This is a genomic window from Catenovulum sp. SX2 (assembly GCF_052056295.1).
In the GTDB taxonomy this organism is placed as follows: domain Bacteria; phylum Pseudomonadota; class Gammaproteobacteria; order Enterobacterales; family Alteromonadaceae; genus Catenovulum.
Genome location: NZ_CP182493.1, coordinates 2,130,737 through 2,145,560 on the forward strand (window position 1 = coordinate 2,130,737; position 14,824 = coordinate 2,145,560).

Consider the following 14,824-nt stretch of genomic DNA (forward strand, 5'->3'; position numbering starts at 1 on the left):
GGATATATGAAATTTGTTATTGTTGGTGGAGGCATGGCCGGCTGGATGAGTGCTGCTTTGCTGGCAAAATTGCTGAAAAATACCCAAACACAAATCACCTTAGTAGAATCACCTTTAGTTGGCAGCATAGGTGTTGGTGAAGCGACAGTGCCATCCTATGTCGATTTTTTGCAACTGTTAGGCATAGACCTCAATGATTTTGTTGTTAAAACCAATGCGACCTATAAACTCGGTATCGAGTTTATCAATTGGAATGGTGATGATAAATCTTACTGGCATCCTTTTGGTGGCATTGGCTGCAAAATTGATGGGCAAGACTTTTTCCAACATTGGTTAAAAAGCCGTTTATATGGCAATCAAACAAGTTATAGCGACTTTTCGCCATCAGCCAAAATGGCGCAAGCACAAAAATTCTATCTACCGAATAAACAACAACCAAATAACCTGTCAACCATGGGTTACGCATTACATTTTGATGCAAGCCTAGCAGCCAATTACTTAGCCGAATTTGCCCAACAACATGGTGTGCAGCTAACATCAGCTCATGTTGAGCATGTGCAGCAACACACAGATGGCAGTATTCAACAGTTAGTTTTGCAAAACGGGCAAACAATATCAGGTGACTTTTTTATCGACTGTAGTGGCCAACAAGCGTTACTTTTAGCTGAAACACTTGGGGTTGGTTATGTCAGTTGGCAAAACTATCTACCAGTAAACTGTGCGATTGCGCTGCAAACCAGCAGCGACACAAGTTTAAGACCTTATACCCAAGCTATTGCGATGCAACACGGTTGGCGCTGGAATATTCCACTGCGCAATCGCCAAGGCAATGGTTATGTATTTAGTAATCAGTACTGCTGCAGCCAACAAGCGATCGACGAGCTGAACAGCCAAGTAACAGGTAAAGCTCTGACACAAGCAAGATTAATTGAATTCACCACAGGTAAACGCAGTAAAATGTGGGCGAAAAACTGTATTGCTTTAGGTTTAGCCTCTGGCTTTTTAGAACCTTTAGAATCAACCAGTATTTATTTAATTATGAAAGGCATACTCAATTTCGCTAAGTTACTGCCGAATAAAAATGCTAATCAAGCAAATGCAGATGAATATAACCGTTTAATGGCGCACGAATATCAAGAAATCCGCGACTTTATTGTCGCACATTATTGCACCAGCAAACGTAACGACAGCAAGTTTTGGCGCTCGTGGCAAACCCGCAACATACCCGATAGCCTGCGACATAAGCTCGAACTATACAGCTATCAAGGGCATGTACCCTTTCAAGCTGACGATATATTTCAAGCACAAAGCTGGCACTGTGTATTAACCGGCATGGGCAAATTGCCCCAGAGTTACCAGACCCAAATAGATGCCAGCGACTTTACCCAAGTAAATAAATTTTTAGATAAAATGGCATTTTCGCTTGAGCACTCAGTTAAACAACTATTAACCCATCAGGCGTATTTAGAGCGAATAACCAGCTAACTGGTTTTCGCTCAGACCATGAGTTTATTTAAACTCAACTTTCACTGACAAAATATCTACCCAGCCAGCTTCACCAACTTGATCGTTAGCAGCGTCTTGATGTTCAACACCATCACCAGCGGCGACATAACCTTGCTCTGGGAATCTATCTTCATGTTTCATCATCACATTAGTCCAATTCCATGGGCCATCATCGCTAGCAAGATTACTACCGAATACAGGCTCATTATCGACTAGATAATCAGCAGCGACCTCAACAAACAATGGAGTCGTTTGATCAAATTGTTCCATTAAGGTGTGAAGTGACTGTGGCAAGTCAAACTCGACCGTATCGCCAGTAATGGTAAATTGAGTATCTAATTGAGGATTACTATTGCCGCGCTTAGAGATACCATCAGTCCATCGAACAAACAAATTTGACATCAAACTAGATATATCGACTATGTCATCTGTCATGCTCGCAACATCTCGAAATATAACACGCACATCGCCAGTGTCTTCTTCACCAGAGTGATTTAGATCTAAAGTTAATCTCACCGAATAATTTACATTAGCTGGTCTAATTTGTTCAGGTAAATCTCTCAATTTAATACTAACTGTCGCGCCATTACCAGTGTCAGTAATACAGTTAGGTGCAAGCACAGCAGTTGGTCTATCCTGCAAATCGTAACTACCGTCTACGCCAGAACCACTAACAACCAATTGAGTTTGTCCATCACCAGAAAACTGCCATTCTTCTATTTGCTTGTTGCCAAGAGCTTGCAGCAACATTCTTTGTGCTGAATTTGACAATACACGATAACTGCCACCGGTAGCACAATTAGATATAGAAAGATCATATGCGCTCAAATAATGACGGCCTAATACAATAGCTTGGCCAATGCCTGAGTCTAACCAAGTTCCCATAGCAAGACCATGTTCAACAAAGTTATCAGCAGCATTTTCATACATAGCAGATTCAATATCACTAGCACTGTGACCTTTATTTGTAAGTGCCGTAACTATGTCATTAACATTTACTGCAGATAATTGATGAATATCTTGGTAACCTAATTCACTCATTTGCGCAGCAAATATATTTACACTAGGTTGCTGATTTTCAGCAGGAACATCATTACCCCCATCATCTTTGATGTCGATTTTTGTATCGCCACAACTGGCCAACACAACAGCGCAGGTAATAGCAGACGCCAAGTAACTAAATTTTTTCATTATCTTTATTTCCATTTAACAAATTCCGAGTCGAAGCATACGAAGTTATCAGATATCAGTCAACCTCATTGAAAATTGAACTTTATTTATACAGATATAATACGTATAACTTCACCTAAATTAATTCGCTTGTCTAAAGTTATGCAGTCGCTTATTCAGTCAATAAATGCACATACGCAACAATATGCATCTTTACCCTATGCAGCTTACACCTCAGTACAAACGCAAAATTTGCGTAATGTGCCGATTGTAAATCCGTGTTTTATTGCCGTCTTGTCAGGTGAAAAAGCACTCACAATACAAGACACCTTTAACTGTAATGCAGGTGAATTTGTCGTGCTGGCGGATAACAACAATGTGCATATGCGTAATTTGCCTACCGAAGTGGATTACTTTGCGCTGTTTATTGAATTTGAAGCTGACGATTTTGTCGGTTTAGATCTTTCACCGACCACAAAAACGCCAAACAACAAATATATTCATGGGCTGATAAATCAACAACTTAAGACTTGCTTACAACAGTTTGTCGAATGGACAGCCATAGTACCAGAAAACCTTTGGCCTCAGCGGCGCAAAGAGTTATTGCAAATACTGATTTATCTTGGTTATCCACAAGTAATCGGATGCCTGTCGGCTCAATCAACCATCAGCCGCTGCAATGCTGTGTTACGCCAACATCCATACAGCATAACCAGCAGTGCTTTTGTTGCTGAACAACTGAATATGAGTGAATCGAGTTTGCGCCGTAAACTCTCTGCTGAACAAAGCTCATTTCAACAACTAAAAGATCAAATACGACTTGGCACTGCGCTGCATTTACTGCAAACCACGCAACATTCAATAACCTATGTTGCAGAACAATCTGGTTATCAATCGCCGTCTAAATTTGCCAGCCGATTTAAACAAAGGTTTGGGTTAACACCAACACAACTGCGTAAAACTAAAGAAACCAACAAAGCAGTGAAAATCGATTGAGCGTATTTGGCGATTAGTTGCACGAAAAAGGGCTAGCGACTGAATGTAATCAAGCTAGTATATTTATGACTCATCAATACTAAGGAGCAGTAATAATGTTAAACAAAACAATCCTAGCAGCCGCTTTAATTGGCTTATCCAGCAGTGCTGTGGCTGGTGATTTTAAACTCACCAGTACAGACATCAGCCACGGCAACTTTATGCCTAAAACACAAGAGTTTAATGGTTTTGGTTGTACGGGCGGCGATAAATCGCCACAACTAAAATGGACTGGCGCCCCCAAGGGCACTAAAAGTTTTGCGGTGACAGTACATGATGCTGACGCCCCTACAGGCAGTGGCTGGTGGCATTGGCAAATTGTTAATATTCCAGCCTCTGTCACTGAGCTGAAAGCCGGAGCCGGTGATAAATCAGGTAAATTTAAACCAGCAGGTAGCCAACAAATTGAAAACGATTATGGCGTAGCTGCATTCGGCGGTGCTTGTCCACCACCTGGGCATGGTGCACATAAATATAAATTTACTGTGCATGCCTTGTCAGTAGAAAAACTAGAGTTACCACAAAATGCATCGGGTGCATTAGCAGGTTATATGATCAACGCTAACTCAATCGACACAGCTACGATCGAAGCTTTATATAAAAGAGATTAGCTTTATACCTAGAGCTAAATCGTTATACATAGCGAGTATCAGAGCCATCACAGACAGTTCAATTCAAGGCGTATCATTGCAGGAATGTAGGTACCTTTCAAAATGATACAACACAGAAGTGGAGTGTCTGTGAGGCTCCTAAAAGGCTGGGTTAAAAGCCATTTGTTCCGTGTTAAGTTGCCTTGTCATAAAAACGCTATGCCAGCGCCAATTTATTTTGCCTAAATGGCTTTTATCTCCAGCTGATTATCGCTATTTATATTGATTTAGCTCTCAGTTACTGCGGCTGAAATCTGGCATCTACCAGTAGCTTGGGTATACAATAGCGCCAATTCTAGTTTTAAATAATAGGTTTATTATGGCTCGCACCGTATTTTGTCAGCACTTAAACAAAGAAGCAGATGGCTTAGACTTTCAACTATACCCAGGTGATGTTGGCAAACGCATCTTTGACAACATTTCCAAAGAAGCTTGGGCTTTATGGCAAAAGAAACAAATCATGCTCATAAACGAAAAAAAGCTTAATATGATGAACCCAGAAGACCGCAAAATGCTTGAAGGCGCTATGGTTGGTTTTTTATTTGAAGGCCAAGAAGTAGAAATTGAAGGTTATACCCCGCCAGAGAAGAAATAATTAGTTAAATTTGACCTGTTTATATACACAGTTATACTTATTCACATCTAACCCCTTTAGTTATGAATAATGCAGCTGTATATTGCCGAAAAACCATCGCTGGCACGTGCTATTGCCAGCGTTTTACCTAAACCACAAAAGAATCAACAAGGTTATATTGAACTCGCCAATGGTGATTGTATAACTTGGTGTATCGGCCATTTACTCGAAAACGCACAGCCCGAAGATTATGATGCACGTTATAAATCTTGGCGCATGCAAGACTTACCTATTTGCCCAGACAAATGGCAGTTAAAAAGTAAAAAACAAACCAGTAAACAACTGACAGCGGTAAAAAAACTAATCAAACAAGCAGCACATATTATTCATGCGGGCGACCCAGATCGTGAAGGCCAATTACTGGTTGACGAAGTTATCCACCACTGCCAATACAATACAAATAAAGGTGTATCTCGTTTATTAATTAGTGACTTAAACCCGAGTGCGGTGAAACAAGCTTTAAATAAACTACAGAACAATCAAAACTTTAAAAACTTATCAACGTCAGCATTAGCACGTAGCCGCGCTGATTGGTTGTATGGAATTAATTTAAGCCGAGCATTTACGATAAAAGCAAAACAAGCATCATATTCAGGCGTAGTTTCAATTGGCCGTGTGCAAACACCACTATTAGGGTTAATCGCGCGGCGTGATGAAGAAATAGATGCTTTTGTGCCACATCCGTTTTACCAAGTAAAAGCACATTTATTAAGCCCAACCGAGCAGCCTTTTATTGCCTGGTGGCAACCGAGTGAAGCTTGTGCCCCACATCAAGACAGTGAAGGTCGAGTAATCAATAAAAAGCTCGCTGAGCATGTAGTTGGCCGCATTCAGCAACAACACGCGACAGTAACTAAAACCACAGCACAAAACAAAAAACAAAATGCGCCATTAACGTATAACTTGTCTACACTACAAATAGACGCAGCCAAAGCGCTGTCATTAACCGCACAACAAACATTGGATATTTGCCAAAGTTTGTATGAAAAACACAAGCTGATCACCTACCCAAGATCAGACTGTCGTTATTTACCCAAAGAACACTTTAGCCAAGCGGCTTCAGTTACTCAGGCAATTGCTAACAATTTGCCGGAAATGCAAAACGCAGTGAACAATGCCAACCTCAAACAAAAAAGTGCTTGTTGGAATGATAAAAAAGTTACCGCGCATCACGCGATTATTCCCACCAGCAAAAAAACTTCAGCACAGTTAACATCACAAGAAAAAGCTGTATATCAATTAATTAGCCGCCAGTATTTAATGCAGTTTTATCCAACCTACGAATACAAACAACAAAAAATAGAGCTGGATATTGCAGGAGGTGTATTTGTTGCCAAAGCGAATACGCCAACTCAACTAGGTTGGAAAGCCCTGCTACCACAAAAAAAGCAGCCACAAAAAAGTCAGCCACAAAAAAAGCAGTCAAATAAATCAAGCTTGAATAAAGGTAATTCAGAAGCAGAAGAACAAACTTTGCCCGAGCTTAAACAAGGCGAAGTCTGTTTTTGCCAACAAGGTGAATTGGTAGAAAAAATGACCTCACCACCAGAACATTTTACCGATGCAACTTTATTAGCTGCTATGACCGGCATTAGCCGTTTTGTTAAAGATGCGGAAATTAAAAAGATCCTTAAAGAAACCGATGGCTTAGGCACAGAAGCAACCCGTGCGAGCATGATAGAAGTACTGCAAAAACGTGGATTTATTCAGCGCCAAGGCAAACAAATTCGCGCTAGCCAAACAGGACGAGATTTAATTAAACAATTACCAGAACAGCTGACTCTGCCAGATATGACAGCTCAGTGGGAAGCAACCCTTGAACAAATTTACCAAGGTGAAAACAGCTATCAAAACTTTATCAGACCATTACAACAACAGTTAGTTGCGTTAGTTGAGCAATGCCAAAACTTAACTGAGTTTAAATTAACTCAAAGTGAGCAGAAAAAGCGTTTTTACAATAAAGGTAGCAAAGCTAAAAGTACTAGAGCCACAAGTAGCCGCAGCGCTCGTTCAACTGCAAAATCAGGCAGCAATAATAAAGTTAAGCTGCCGAAAAAAGCCAAGAGTCAGCAAAAGTTGTATGGGTGATAATCCAAACACAGCTATACTGGAACCTGTGAATATATCTTAAGGACAATCACACATGCTTTACCCTATGTTTTGTATGGTAATACTCACTTTTATCATTGGCGTAATTACCCTTGCTGTACGTGTAAATAGTGTGCGTAGTGGCCAGGTAAAAATAAAATACTACAGAGCCATGCAAGGGCAAGAAGTGCCAGATATTGTTAATCGCACATCAAGATGTTTTAGCAATATGTTTGAAATACCCGTGCTGTTTTATGTTGCAGCGAGTCTTTTCCTCAGTCTGAATATCCACAGCCAAACAGCTATTGTTTGTGCTTGGCTATTTGTTGCTTTTCGGTGTCTACAAGCGTTAGTGCATTTAACCTATAACAATGTATTGCATCGTATGTTGATGTTTTGGGGCTGTGTGGTCACTATGCTAGTGATGTGGGTGCTCCTATTGCTCAACGCTGGCTAACTAAAACAAACTGCGGCTAGTAAACAAATGTTTGCTTCTTGCAAAAGCAACATTCATTACTATAGTTAGAATTTATGCACGGAGGTGGCTATGTTCTTAACTAGACTAGTTTATACAAGTACGATCACAGACAGCTTCTCACCATCTGATATCGAATTAATCTTAGAAGCGGCACGGAAAAATAACGGCAAGCGTAATGTAACTGGCATGCTGTGTTTTAGCCGTAAATATTTTTTGCAGTGCTTAGAAGGTTCACGTACCCAAGTGAACCAGATTTATCAAAAAATACTCAATGACCCAAGGCACACCAATATTGTACTGCTTGATTACCAACAAATATCTCATCGAGAATTTTCTGAGTGGTCAATGAGCTATATTCCAGAATCAAGTTTAACATCGGCATTAAGCTTAAAGTACTCCGGTGCCTCTACCTTTAACCCATATGAAATGTCTGGCGAAAGTGCCCATGAAATGATGTTATTACTTAAATGTACAATACCTTCGGTGTAGCTAATATGCCCAAGCGAGTTCGGATATTGCATGCATACTCTTTATGCATGCAATAATTCACAGGCCCTAGCTATTTTTTCAAACTTTCTTTAACCGCTTGCCACTCAACTTTATACAAATCAGTGCGGCGATCTTTTAAGTTGGTCACTGCACCTTCGGCATGTAACACTTTTAAAGCAGCTAAATCTAAATCAGCAAACATCAACATTTCAGTATTTGGTGTAGTTTCAGACAATACCGCATCGTGTGGGAATGAGAAGTCACTCGGCGTAAATACCGCAGATTGTGCATATTGCACATCTAAACTATCCACTGACGGTAAATTACCAACACTACCAGCAATAGCAACATAACATTCGTTTTCAATTGCACGCGCTTGTGCACAATGGCGTACACGTAAATAGGCGTTTTTGGTATCAACCCAAAAAGGCACAAACAAAATATCCATACCTTGTTCAGCCAACAACCTAGGTAACTCGGGAAACTCAACATCGTAACAAATTAAAATACCGACGCGGCCAGCGTCAGTATCAAATACTTTTAGTTCGTTACCACCTTCAATTACCCAGTCCCATTTTTCATGTGGAGTTATGTGTAATTTGCGCTGCTCTTCCACTGTGCCATCGCGGTGACACATATAACTGACGTTAAACAAACGGTTGTTTTCAACCAGCGGCATAGAGCCAGTGATGATATTAATGTTGTACGATACCGCCATGCGCGACATCTGAGTTTTAAATTCTTCAGTAAAACCGGCTAAAAAACGAATGGCATCGGTACGGCTTTTTCTCGGCGATAATCCCATCAATGGCGCATTAAAAAACTCAGGGAAGAGCGCAAAGTCACTTTCGTATTCAGATAAAGCATCAACAAAATATTCAACTTGCTGCAGCAACTCTTCAACACTGACTACTTCACGCATTTGCCATTGAACTACGCCAATACGTGCTTGTGTTTTGGTGGTATCCACCACCAAAGCTTCAGGCTCGTATAAAATGTTGCTCCACTCTAATAAAGTTGCATAACCAGCAGATTTTTCGTCCTCTGGTAAATACTGTTTTAATAAACGTTTTACTTGAAAGTCGTTCGACAATTGAAAGGTTAAAATCGGGTCGTAAATTTCTTTGCGGCTAACGCGTTTTATATATTGAGTAGGCGTCAGCTCATCACTGTATTTGTGATAAGCGGTAATACGACCACCAGCCAAAATCGCTTTAAAATTATATTGGCGACACAACTCTTTGCGCGCATCATACAAACGACGGCCTAAACGATAACCGCGATAATCAGGGTGGATCAGCATATCTAAACCATAAATAGCATCACCATCAGGGTTATTTAAAATCTGGCTTTGTGGGCCAATTAAATCATCGTATTTGTGTGGGTTAGAAAAACGGTCGTAAGCAACTTGCACCGACAGCGCTATGCCAATTAACTTATCATCATCCATTAAGCCAATTTGCCCTTCGGGGAAATCTTCAATCAGTTGTTTAATGGTTTCTTTTGGCCAAGCGCCACCAATATCCGCATACACTAAGTCCATCAGATTCTTAACTTGTGGATAATCGGCAACTTGTAAATTGGCTAAACTTAAATGTAGATCTTTAGTGCTCATAAACCACACTCCTAGTTAAATTGATTCACCCGAGATCAGATTAGTTGACCTGCTTACGACGTTTATGAATGTCGCTGCGTAAACTAATACCAGGCACTTGCAGATAATGCGTTGCTGTTTGTAAGTACTTGCCTACTTTCCCCAGTTGTTTTTGATATGGGTTAAACAGTAACTCGTCTAAGTTAATACTAATACCAACAAAGGTTTCAGTGCTACGAAAATCTGTATATGGGCTATCTTCTTTGCTAAAACCTCGGCTGAAATAACCTAACTGCAACTCGAAATATTTCAGTGGGGTATTTTTCAGCGCATCTATACCATTTAGTTTAGCAACCGCCATATATTTCATCCCAGAATAATCAGTAACCGGATGAAAACCTTTCATGCCTTTAGAGGGTGTGTATTCAATGCGTAAATCGAGCGTATCACCCCAAGTGTCTGGGTAAACGGTTTTTAAATAAGATACGCCCGCGCCTAAACTATTGGCAATTAAATCTTCATAACTAAAACCATGGTCGGCTGAGTAGCCATCAAATACTTCAACATACAGCATTAAAGCCCATGCGGCGGAGGCACTATACAAAGCGGAAGACTCTGCACTATAACCTTTGTCCATCATGTTATGTGCTAAATATTCTGTCATTACGTAACTAGAATATAAATGGCCAAGTTTGTCAGCGCCACCGCTACCTGTGTCCATGCCAAACCAACCTTCGTCGTTAAATTTAAAGCTGGAGCTGCCCCATTCCCATTCTTTTAACCCTAGGTAAGTTATGCCACTAAATACCAAACCAAGTTCGAGCCAATTTTCTTCGGCGGCATGCCAAAAATTTTGATAATCAGGCGCTATGCTTGCTGGTAATTTTTCAGAAGAATTGAGTGCGGCTTGCTGTGCGGCGTTTGCTGAAAAGCTTGAAACAACTAATAGTAAAATTGATAAATAACGAGTGTAACTGAACAATAGGTATCCCACCCTAATAAATTGCCCCTGTGTGGGCTGCTTAAACAAGCGCGCAATTTTCTACGAGTGGGAAGGTAAAATCAATTAATTGTACTTTTAATAACAATTAACAACACAATTTAAGGCACATTGTGTCCGTTTGATGCAACCCAGACTCTAAACCATTGTTCATTGGTTAATTTTATTGCCGATGACTCGACTGCAGTTTGAATGCGTTTGATGTTACCTGAGCCAATAATAGGCAGTGGATTACATGGCATTTTCAGCACCCAAGCATAGATAACTTGATCTATACCCGCACCAACTTCTTCAGCAATTTGGGTAAGCGTGGCTCGTACTCTATTCGCTTGTGCACTGTCTTCACCAAAGATGCGTCCTCCAGCTAAACAAGACCAAATCATAGGTGCAACCTTGTGCATTTGTAAGTGCTCAAAAGTACCATCAGCACTGCATTGCATATTCATTGGGTTAAACTCAACTTGATTGGTTACCAGCTTGCCAGTTAAGCGCGATTGCAACAAATCAAACTGCATAGGGGTAAAGTTAGACACACCAAAATGACGCACTTTGCCGGCTTGTTGCAACTGATTAAACGCCTCGGCAACTTCGTCCGCATTCATAAGTGGATCTGGGCGATGCAACAACAGCACATCAATATAGTCTGTGTTTAAGTTAGTGAGCGAGGCATCAACCGAAGCTAAGATATGTGCCGCTGAGGTATCGTAATGGCCAATTTGACGCTGCGGGTTTTTATCAGATACCAATTTAATATCACATTTTGTTACCAACTCAATTTGCTGACGCAACTCTGGTGCCAGTTTCAAAGCTTGACCAAAAACAGCTTCGCATTCGTAATCACCATAAATATCAGCGTGATCTATCGTAGTCACACCCAGCTCTATATGCTGTTTAGCAAAGTTGACCAATTGTACTGGGGTTAAGTCCCAATCGAGCAATCGCCAGTAGCCTTGAATAAACTGCGAAAAAGTAAAATTGTCGGCAAGCTGAATACGGCGCATATAAAACCTCTAAAAGTGAAAATCGAACCGGCAAATATGCTAATGGCGGAATGAGCAATCAACAACTATAGTTCGAAGTGTTTTCGAACTATAGTTCGCAAGTTAAAAAATAGCCAGTCGTTGAGCAGCTAGAGCATGATAAAATCTACCTGCACACAACAAACACAGAGGTAATAGATATGAGCTTTGCAGCTAGGTTAAAAGACCTAATTGGCGAAGAAAGCGTCAGCGGTTTTGCCCGCCGCGTTGGTTTAAATGAAGCACTGATCCGCAAATATTTAAACGGCAGTGAACCAAGTTTAGCCAAAGCTAACCAAATAGCCGAGCGCGCCAATTGTTCACTAGAATATTTAGCTACGGGTTGTGGATATTTATATCGCCACGCTGAAGTGGTAGATTCAGAAGCAGCCAAACTGGCGTTTAAAATTGTTTATCAAAAAAATTTAGATGAGCCACAGTTGCAACAACTAACCAAAATGGTTTCTGCTTACCAATATTTACGCACACACAAAAAACACGATGGATATTTGGACCAAGCCGCCGCGGAGCGCTTTTTACAGTTAGCCGCGAGCAAAGAACAGAATTAGTCACAGACATTAATTAACGGATAAAACTATGCCAAACATCAATACTTGTGAACAACAGCTAACCGAAGCCATAAAACAACGCCAAAACGATTGGCGCTGTGGTGCGATTGTTTATCAGGTATTGGTTGATAGATTTGCCCCTGCCGCTAATTTAGCTAACAAACAAGATTTGTACCCAGCGCCAAAACAGCTTAAAAGTTGGCAAGACACACCCAAACACGGCCACTACCTTGAAGATCAAGGTTTGTGGAGCCATGAAATTGAATTTTGGGGTGGCGATTTAGCCAGTTTACAAAGCAAACTAGATTATATTGCCGAGCTAGGTGCAGATATTTTGTATTTAAACCCAATTCATTTGGCTTACACCAATCACAAATACGACAGTTTAGATTTCCAGCAAGTATCGCCTGAGTTTGGCGACCGCCAAGATGTTAAAAACCTCACCCAAGCAACTCATGCCAAAGGTATGAAAATTGTGTTAGATGGGGTGTTTAATCATATGGGACAAAATGCGCCGATTTTTCAACAAGCAGCTGCGGACGAAACTAGCCCGTATCGAACTTGGTTTGATTTTAATCCCGACTATCCAGCAGGGCATAGGGCTTGGAGCAATGCGGTTAATTTGCCCGAGCTGAATTTAGAAAACCGTGCTGTGCGTGAGCATATTTGGTTGAGCAAAGATTCAGTGGTGCAATCTTACCTAGCCGAAGGCATAGACGGTTGGCGTTTAGATGTTGCCCACGATATTGGTTTTGACTATTTAGCTGAGTTAAAAACCTCGGCTCAAACGGTTAAACAAGATGCGCTAATTGTCGGCGAAATTTGGTGTTATCCACAGCAGTGGTTTCCGAGTGTGGATGGCGTGATGAACTTTACCGCGCGAGAAATATTTTGGCATGTATGTGAAGGCACAATAGCGCCAGATACAGCCAATAATATGTTGGCAAAAATGGTCGAAGATGCTGGTGTCGATAATTTATTAAAATCTTGGTTAGTATTAGATAACCACGACACAGCCCGTTTGCCTAACCTTTTGCCTGACGTCAAAAAACAGCAATTAGCACAAGTTTTACACTTTACCTTTCCCGGCTCGCCTACAGTTTATTATGGCTCTGAGTTGGGCATGACAGGTGGAGACGATCCGGAAATGCGTGCGCCAATGCGCTGGGATTTACTCACAGACGACAATTCAACCTATCAATGGCACAAACAACTGATTCAACTGCGCAAAGAGAATATTGCGTTAAAAGTGGGTGAATTTCGGCCAATTATCAGTAAAAATTTAGTCGCGTTCGAGCGTTTTACCGACAAAGTTGCCGACAGTGTTTTTGTAGTGGTTAACCCGAATGATCAGCCAATAACTGAGTATTTAATGTTAACCAATTCAAAGCTGATGAATATGGGCGGTATGTTTGATTTACTCGGCAATATTAGTGAAGCCATTTATATAAAAGCAGGCGTAATTAAAGTTTCACTACCCGCCAATAGTGCTGCGCTGTTAAAGGCAGATACCAGTGCAACACATGGGTATACCACTTACAAGCGCGTGAAATAAATAAGCAACAAAAAATGCTTACAACTTTCAGCCTCCGAGCTGGCTAGCTAGCAGTGCTGCTAGATTGGTGTATTAAAGCCCATTTGCAGCATAATTTTCTAAAAACGCTTTCCACCGTCCTTGGTCGCTCGCACAAGGCTTCCTGCCTTGTGAAGTTTTAGAAAATAAGCATGCAAATAGACTCATAGCCAACATTATAATCGCTTCAACAAACTCTCAGCCACTCAGTTGGAATAAGGTGAGTGAGGGTGTTTCGAACAAAACCTCACAAGATAGGGATATCTTGTGCGAGCGTCTCAGGATGAGTTTAAAGCGATTTTGTGAGAAATATCTCATACACCTTATGTACATTGAGCACAATATCACAGCGTTTGCTGAGTTGTTTATAACTTCCAACCTCCGAGATAAAGAACTAGCAGCGCTACTAGCTTGAGCAACAGAGCCTATTTGCACTTTTTAACATCAAGGCGTACTATTTGTAAGTAAATCTCTTACATGAAAGGTAATCACATGGCACGAACAATTACATTTCAACCTGGTGACAGAATGGGTGCTTTTATCGAAGAATTAGTAAAATCTGGCGACTACAACAATCAGAGCGAAGTAATACGCGCTGCAGTAAGGCTGCTAGAAGAGCAAACCGCACAATCATCGCTATCAAAAATCAGACAACTCATAGACGACGGCGACAATAGCCCTGACGTTGAAAATTGGTCAATGGATAGTTTGCAAAAAAGACTAGATAACCGACATGGCTAACTTTAAAGTTTCAGAGCAAGCAAATAACGATTTATACGAAATAGCTCTATATACAGAAGATACTTGGGGGCGAGCGCAACGCCGACAGTATTTAGAAGAAATTAATAGGCGTTTCCATCAACTAGCTGAAAATCCACATTTCCCAACTTCAAAAGACATCAGCCATATAAAACAAGGTTGTTACGCTTCCCCAATAAACCAGCATTTAATTATCTACCGAAATTCAGTTACGGCATAAGAATAGTGCGAGTTTTAGGCCAAATAATGGACTTAGAACG

Annotated in this window: 15 protein-coding genes; 11 read left to right on the forward strand and 4 right to left on the reverse strand. The window is 40.8% G+C overall.

Annotation, left to right across the window (positions count from 1 at the left end):
- The first annotated feature begins 6 nt into the window (after positions 1-6).
- On the forward strand, positions 7-1,485 hold the full coding sequence (locus tag ACMZOO_RS08900; protein WP_440903022.1) for a tryptophan halogenase family protein: 1,479 nt from the start codon (positions 7-9) through the stop codon (positions 1,483-1,485).
- 24 nt (positions 1,486-1,509) lie between these two features.
- Here the strand turns inward: ACMZOO_RS08900 and ACMZOO_RS08905 are convergent, their stop codons facing one another.
- A complete protein-coding gene (locus ACMZOO_RS08905; RefSeq protein WP_440903023.1) occupies positions 1,510-2,697 on the reverse strand; it encodes a hypothetical protein in 1,188 nt (395 codons plus the stop codon).
- 141 nt (positions 2,698-2,838) lie between these two features.
- On the opposite strand from ACMZOO_RS08905, the gene ACMZOO_RS08910 reads away from it, so the two are divergent.
- From ACMZOO_RS08910 to ACMZOO_RS08935, 6 genes are all read left to right on the forward strand, one after another.
- Positions 2,839-3,672 carry a helix-turn-helix transcriptional regulator gene (locus ACMZOO_RS08910; RefSeq protein ID WP_440903024.1) on the forward strand — a complete coding sequence of 278 codons (834 nt, stop codon included), beginning with the start codon at positions 2,839-2,841 and terminating at the stop codon, positions 3,670-3,672.
- A gap of 95 nt (positions 3,673-3,767) precedes the next feature.
- Positions 3,768-4,322: a YbhB/YbcL family Raf kinase inhibitor-like protein gene (locus tag ACMZOO_RS08915; protein ID WP_440903025.1), complete on the forward strand. Its 555-nt coding sequence runs from the start codon at positions 3,768-3,770 to the stop codon at positions 4,320-4,322.
- Between the two features lie 358 nt (positions 4,323-4,680).
- Positions 4,681-4,956: an oxidative damage protection protein gene (locus ACMZOO_RS08920; protein ID WP_440903026.1), complete on the forward strand. Its 276-nt coding sequence runs from the start codon at positions 4,681-4,683 to the stop codon at positions 4,954-4,956.
- 69 nt (positions 4,957-5,025) lie between these two features.
- Positions 5,026-7,083 carry a DNA topoisomerase III gene (locus tag ACMZOO_RS08925; protein WP_440903027.1) on the forward strand — a complete coding sequence of 686 codons (2,058 nt, stop codon included), beginning with the start codon at positions 5,026-5,028 and terminating at the stop codon, positions 7,081-7,083.
- A 55-nt stretch (positions 7,084-7,138) separates the two neighbouring features.
- Positions 7,139-7,540, forward strand: coding sequence for an MAPEG family protein (locus ACMZOO_RS08930; protein ID WP_440903028.1), 402 nt, complete (start codon positions 7,139-7,141; stop codon positions 7,538-7,540).
- A gap of 90 nt (positions 7,541-7,630) precedes the next feature.
- A complete protein-coding gene (locus ACMZOO_RS08935; protein ID WP_440903029.1) occupies positions 7,631-8,050 on the forward strand; it encodes a BLUF domain-containing protein in 420 nt (139 codons plus the stop codon).
- Positions 8,051-8,120: 70 nt separating this feature from the next.
- Here the strand turns inward: ACMZOO_RS08935 and ACMZOO_RS08940 are convergent, their stop codons facing one another.
- The 3 genes from ACMZOO_RS08940 to ACMZOO_RS08950 all read right to left on the reverse strand — a co-directional run bounded on the left by ACMZOO_RS08940 (position 8,121) and on the right by ACMZOO_RS08950 (position 11,645).
- On the reverse strand, positions 8,121-9,665 hold the full coding sequence (locus ACMZOO_RS08940; RefSeq protein WP_440903030.1) for a GNAT family N-acetyltransferase: 1,545 nt from the start codon (positions 9,663-9,665) through the stop codon (positions 8,121-8,123).
- 40 nt (positions 9,666-9,705) lie between these two features.
- The gene (locus ACMZOO_RS08945) at positions 9,706-10,626 is read right to left on the reverse strand and encodes a DUF2279 domain-containing protein (RefSeq protein WP_440903031.1); all 921 of its coding nucleotides are present in this window, start codon (positions 10,624-10,626) and stop codon (positions 9,706-9,708) included.
- A 119-nt stretch (positions 10,627-10,745) separates the two neighbouring features.
- Positions 10,746-11,645 carry an aldo/keto reductase gene (locus tag ACMZOO_RS08950; RefSeq protein WP_440903032.1) on the reverse strand — a complete coding sequence of 300 codons (900 nt, stop codon included), beginning with the start codon at positions 11,643-11,645 and terminating at the stop codon, positions 10,746-10,748.
- A 179-nt stretch (positions 11,646-11,824) separates the two neighbouring features.
- Between ACMZOO_RS08950 and ACMZOO_RS08955 the strand changes: the two genes are divergently transcribed.
- From ACMZOO_RS08955 to ACMZOO_RS08970, 4 genes are all read left to right on the forward strand, one after another.
- Complete coding sequence (locus tag ACMZOO_RS08955) at positions 11,825-12,232, forward strand: helix-turn-helix domain-containing protein (protein WP_440903033.1); 408 nt, start codon at positions 11,825-11,827, stop codon at positions 12,230-12,232.
- 28 nt (positions 12,233-12,260) lie between these two features.
- Positions 12,261-13,787 (forward strand): glycoside hydrolase family 13 protein, encoded by a 1,527-nt coding sequence (locus tag ACMZOO_RS08960; protein WP_440903034.1) that lies wholly within the window; start codon positions 12,261-12,263, stop codon positions 13,785-13,787.
- A 510-nt stretch (positions 13,788-14,297) separates the two neighbouring features.
- Positions 14,298-14,546, forward strand: coding sequence for a type II toxin-antitoxin system ParD family antitoxin (locus ACMZOO_RS08965; RefSeq protein ID WP_440903035.1), 249 nt, complete (start codon positions 14,298-14,300; stop codon positions 14,544-14,546).
- A complete protein-coding gene (locus ACMZOO_RS08970; protein ID WP_440903036.1) occupies positions 14,539-14,784 on the forward strand; it encodes a type II toxin-antitoxin system RelE/ParE family toxin in 246 nt (81 codons plus the stop codon). The genes ACMZOO_RS08965 and ACMZOO_RS08970 overlap by 8 nt, the downstream gene beginning before the upstream one ends.
- Positions 14,785-14,824 lie beyond the last annotated feature (40 nt).

Excerpts from the sequence above, each read along its gene's own strand:
- ACMZOO_RS08915 (WP_440903025.1), top strand. The coding sequence starts at position 3,768 with ATGTTAAACAAAACAATCCTAGCAGCCGCTTTAATTGGCTTATCCAGC.
- ACMZOO_RS08955 (WP_440903033.1), top strand. The coding sequence starts at position 11,825 with ATGAGCTTTGCAGCTAGGTTAAAAGACCTAATTGGCGAAGAAAGCGTC.
- ACMZOO_RS08930 (WP_440903028.1), top strand. The coding sequence starts at position 7,139 with ATGCTTTACCCTATGTTTTGTATGGTAATACTCACTTTTATCATTGGC.
- ACMZOO_RS08900 (WP_440903022.1), top strand. The coding sequence starts at position 7 with ATGAAATTTGTTATTGTTGGTGGAGGCATGGCCGGCTGGATGAGTGCT.
- ACMZOO_RS08920 (WP_440903026.1), top strand. The coding sequence starts at position 4,681 with ATGGCTCGCACCGTATTTTGTCAGCACTTAAACAAAGAAGCAGATGGC.
- ACMZOO_RS08925 (WP_440903027.1), top strand. The coding sequence starts at position 5,026 with ATGCAGCTGTATATTGCCGAAAAACCATCGCTGGCACGTGCTATTGCC.
- ACMZOO_RS08960 (WP_440903034.1), top strand. The coding sequence starts at position 12,261 with ATGCCAAACATCAATACTTGTGAACAACAGCTAACCGAAGCCATAAAA.
- ACMZOO_RS08905 (WP_440903023.1), bottom strand. The coding sequence starts at position 2,697 with ATGAAAAAATTTAGTTACTTGGCGTCTGCTATTACCTGCGCTGTTGTG.
- ACMZOO_RS08950 (WP_440903032.1), bottom strand. The coding sequence starts at position 11,645 with ATGCGCCGTATTCAGCTTGCCGACAATTTTACTTTTTCGCAGTTTATT.
- ACMZOO_RS08935 (WP_440903029.1), top strand. The coding sequence starts at position 7,631 with ATGTTCTTAACTAGACTAGTTTATACAAGTACGATCACAGACAGCTTC.
- ACMZOO_RS08910 (WP_440903024.1), top strand. The coding sequence starts at position 2,839 with ATGCAGTCGCTTATTCAGTCAATAAATGCACATACGCAACAATATGCA.
- ACMZOO_RS08940 (WP_440903030.1), bottom strand. The coding sequence starts at position 9,665 with ATGAGCACTAAAGATCTACATTTAAGTTTAGCCAATTTACAAGTTGCC.
- ACMZOO_RS08970 (WP_440903036.1), top strand. The coding sequence starts at position 14,539 with ATGGCTAACTTTAAAGTTTCAGAGCAAGCAAATAACGATTTATACGAA.
- ACMZOO_RS08965 (WP_440903035.1), top strand. The coding sequence starts at position 14,298 with ATGGCACGAACAATTACATTTCAACCTGGTGACAGAATGGGTGCTTTT.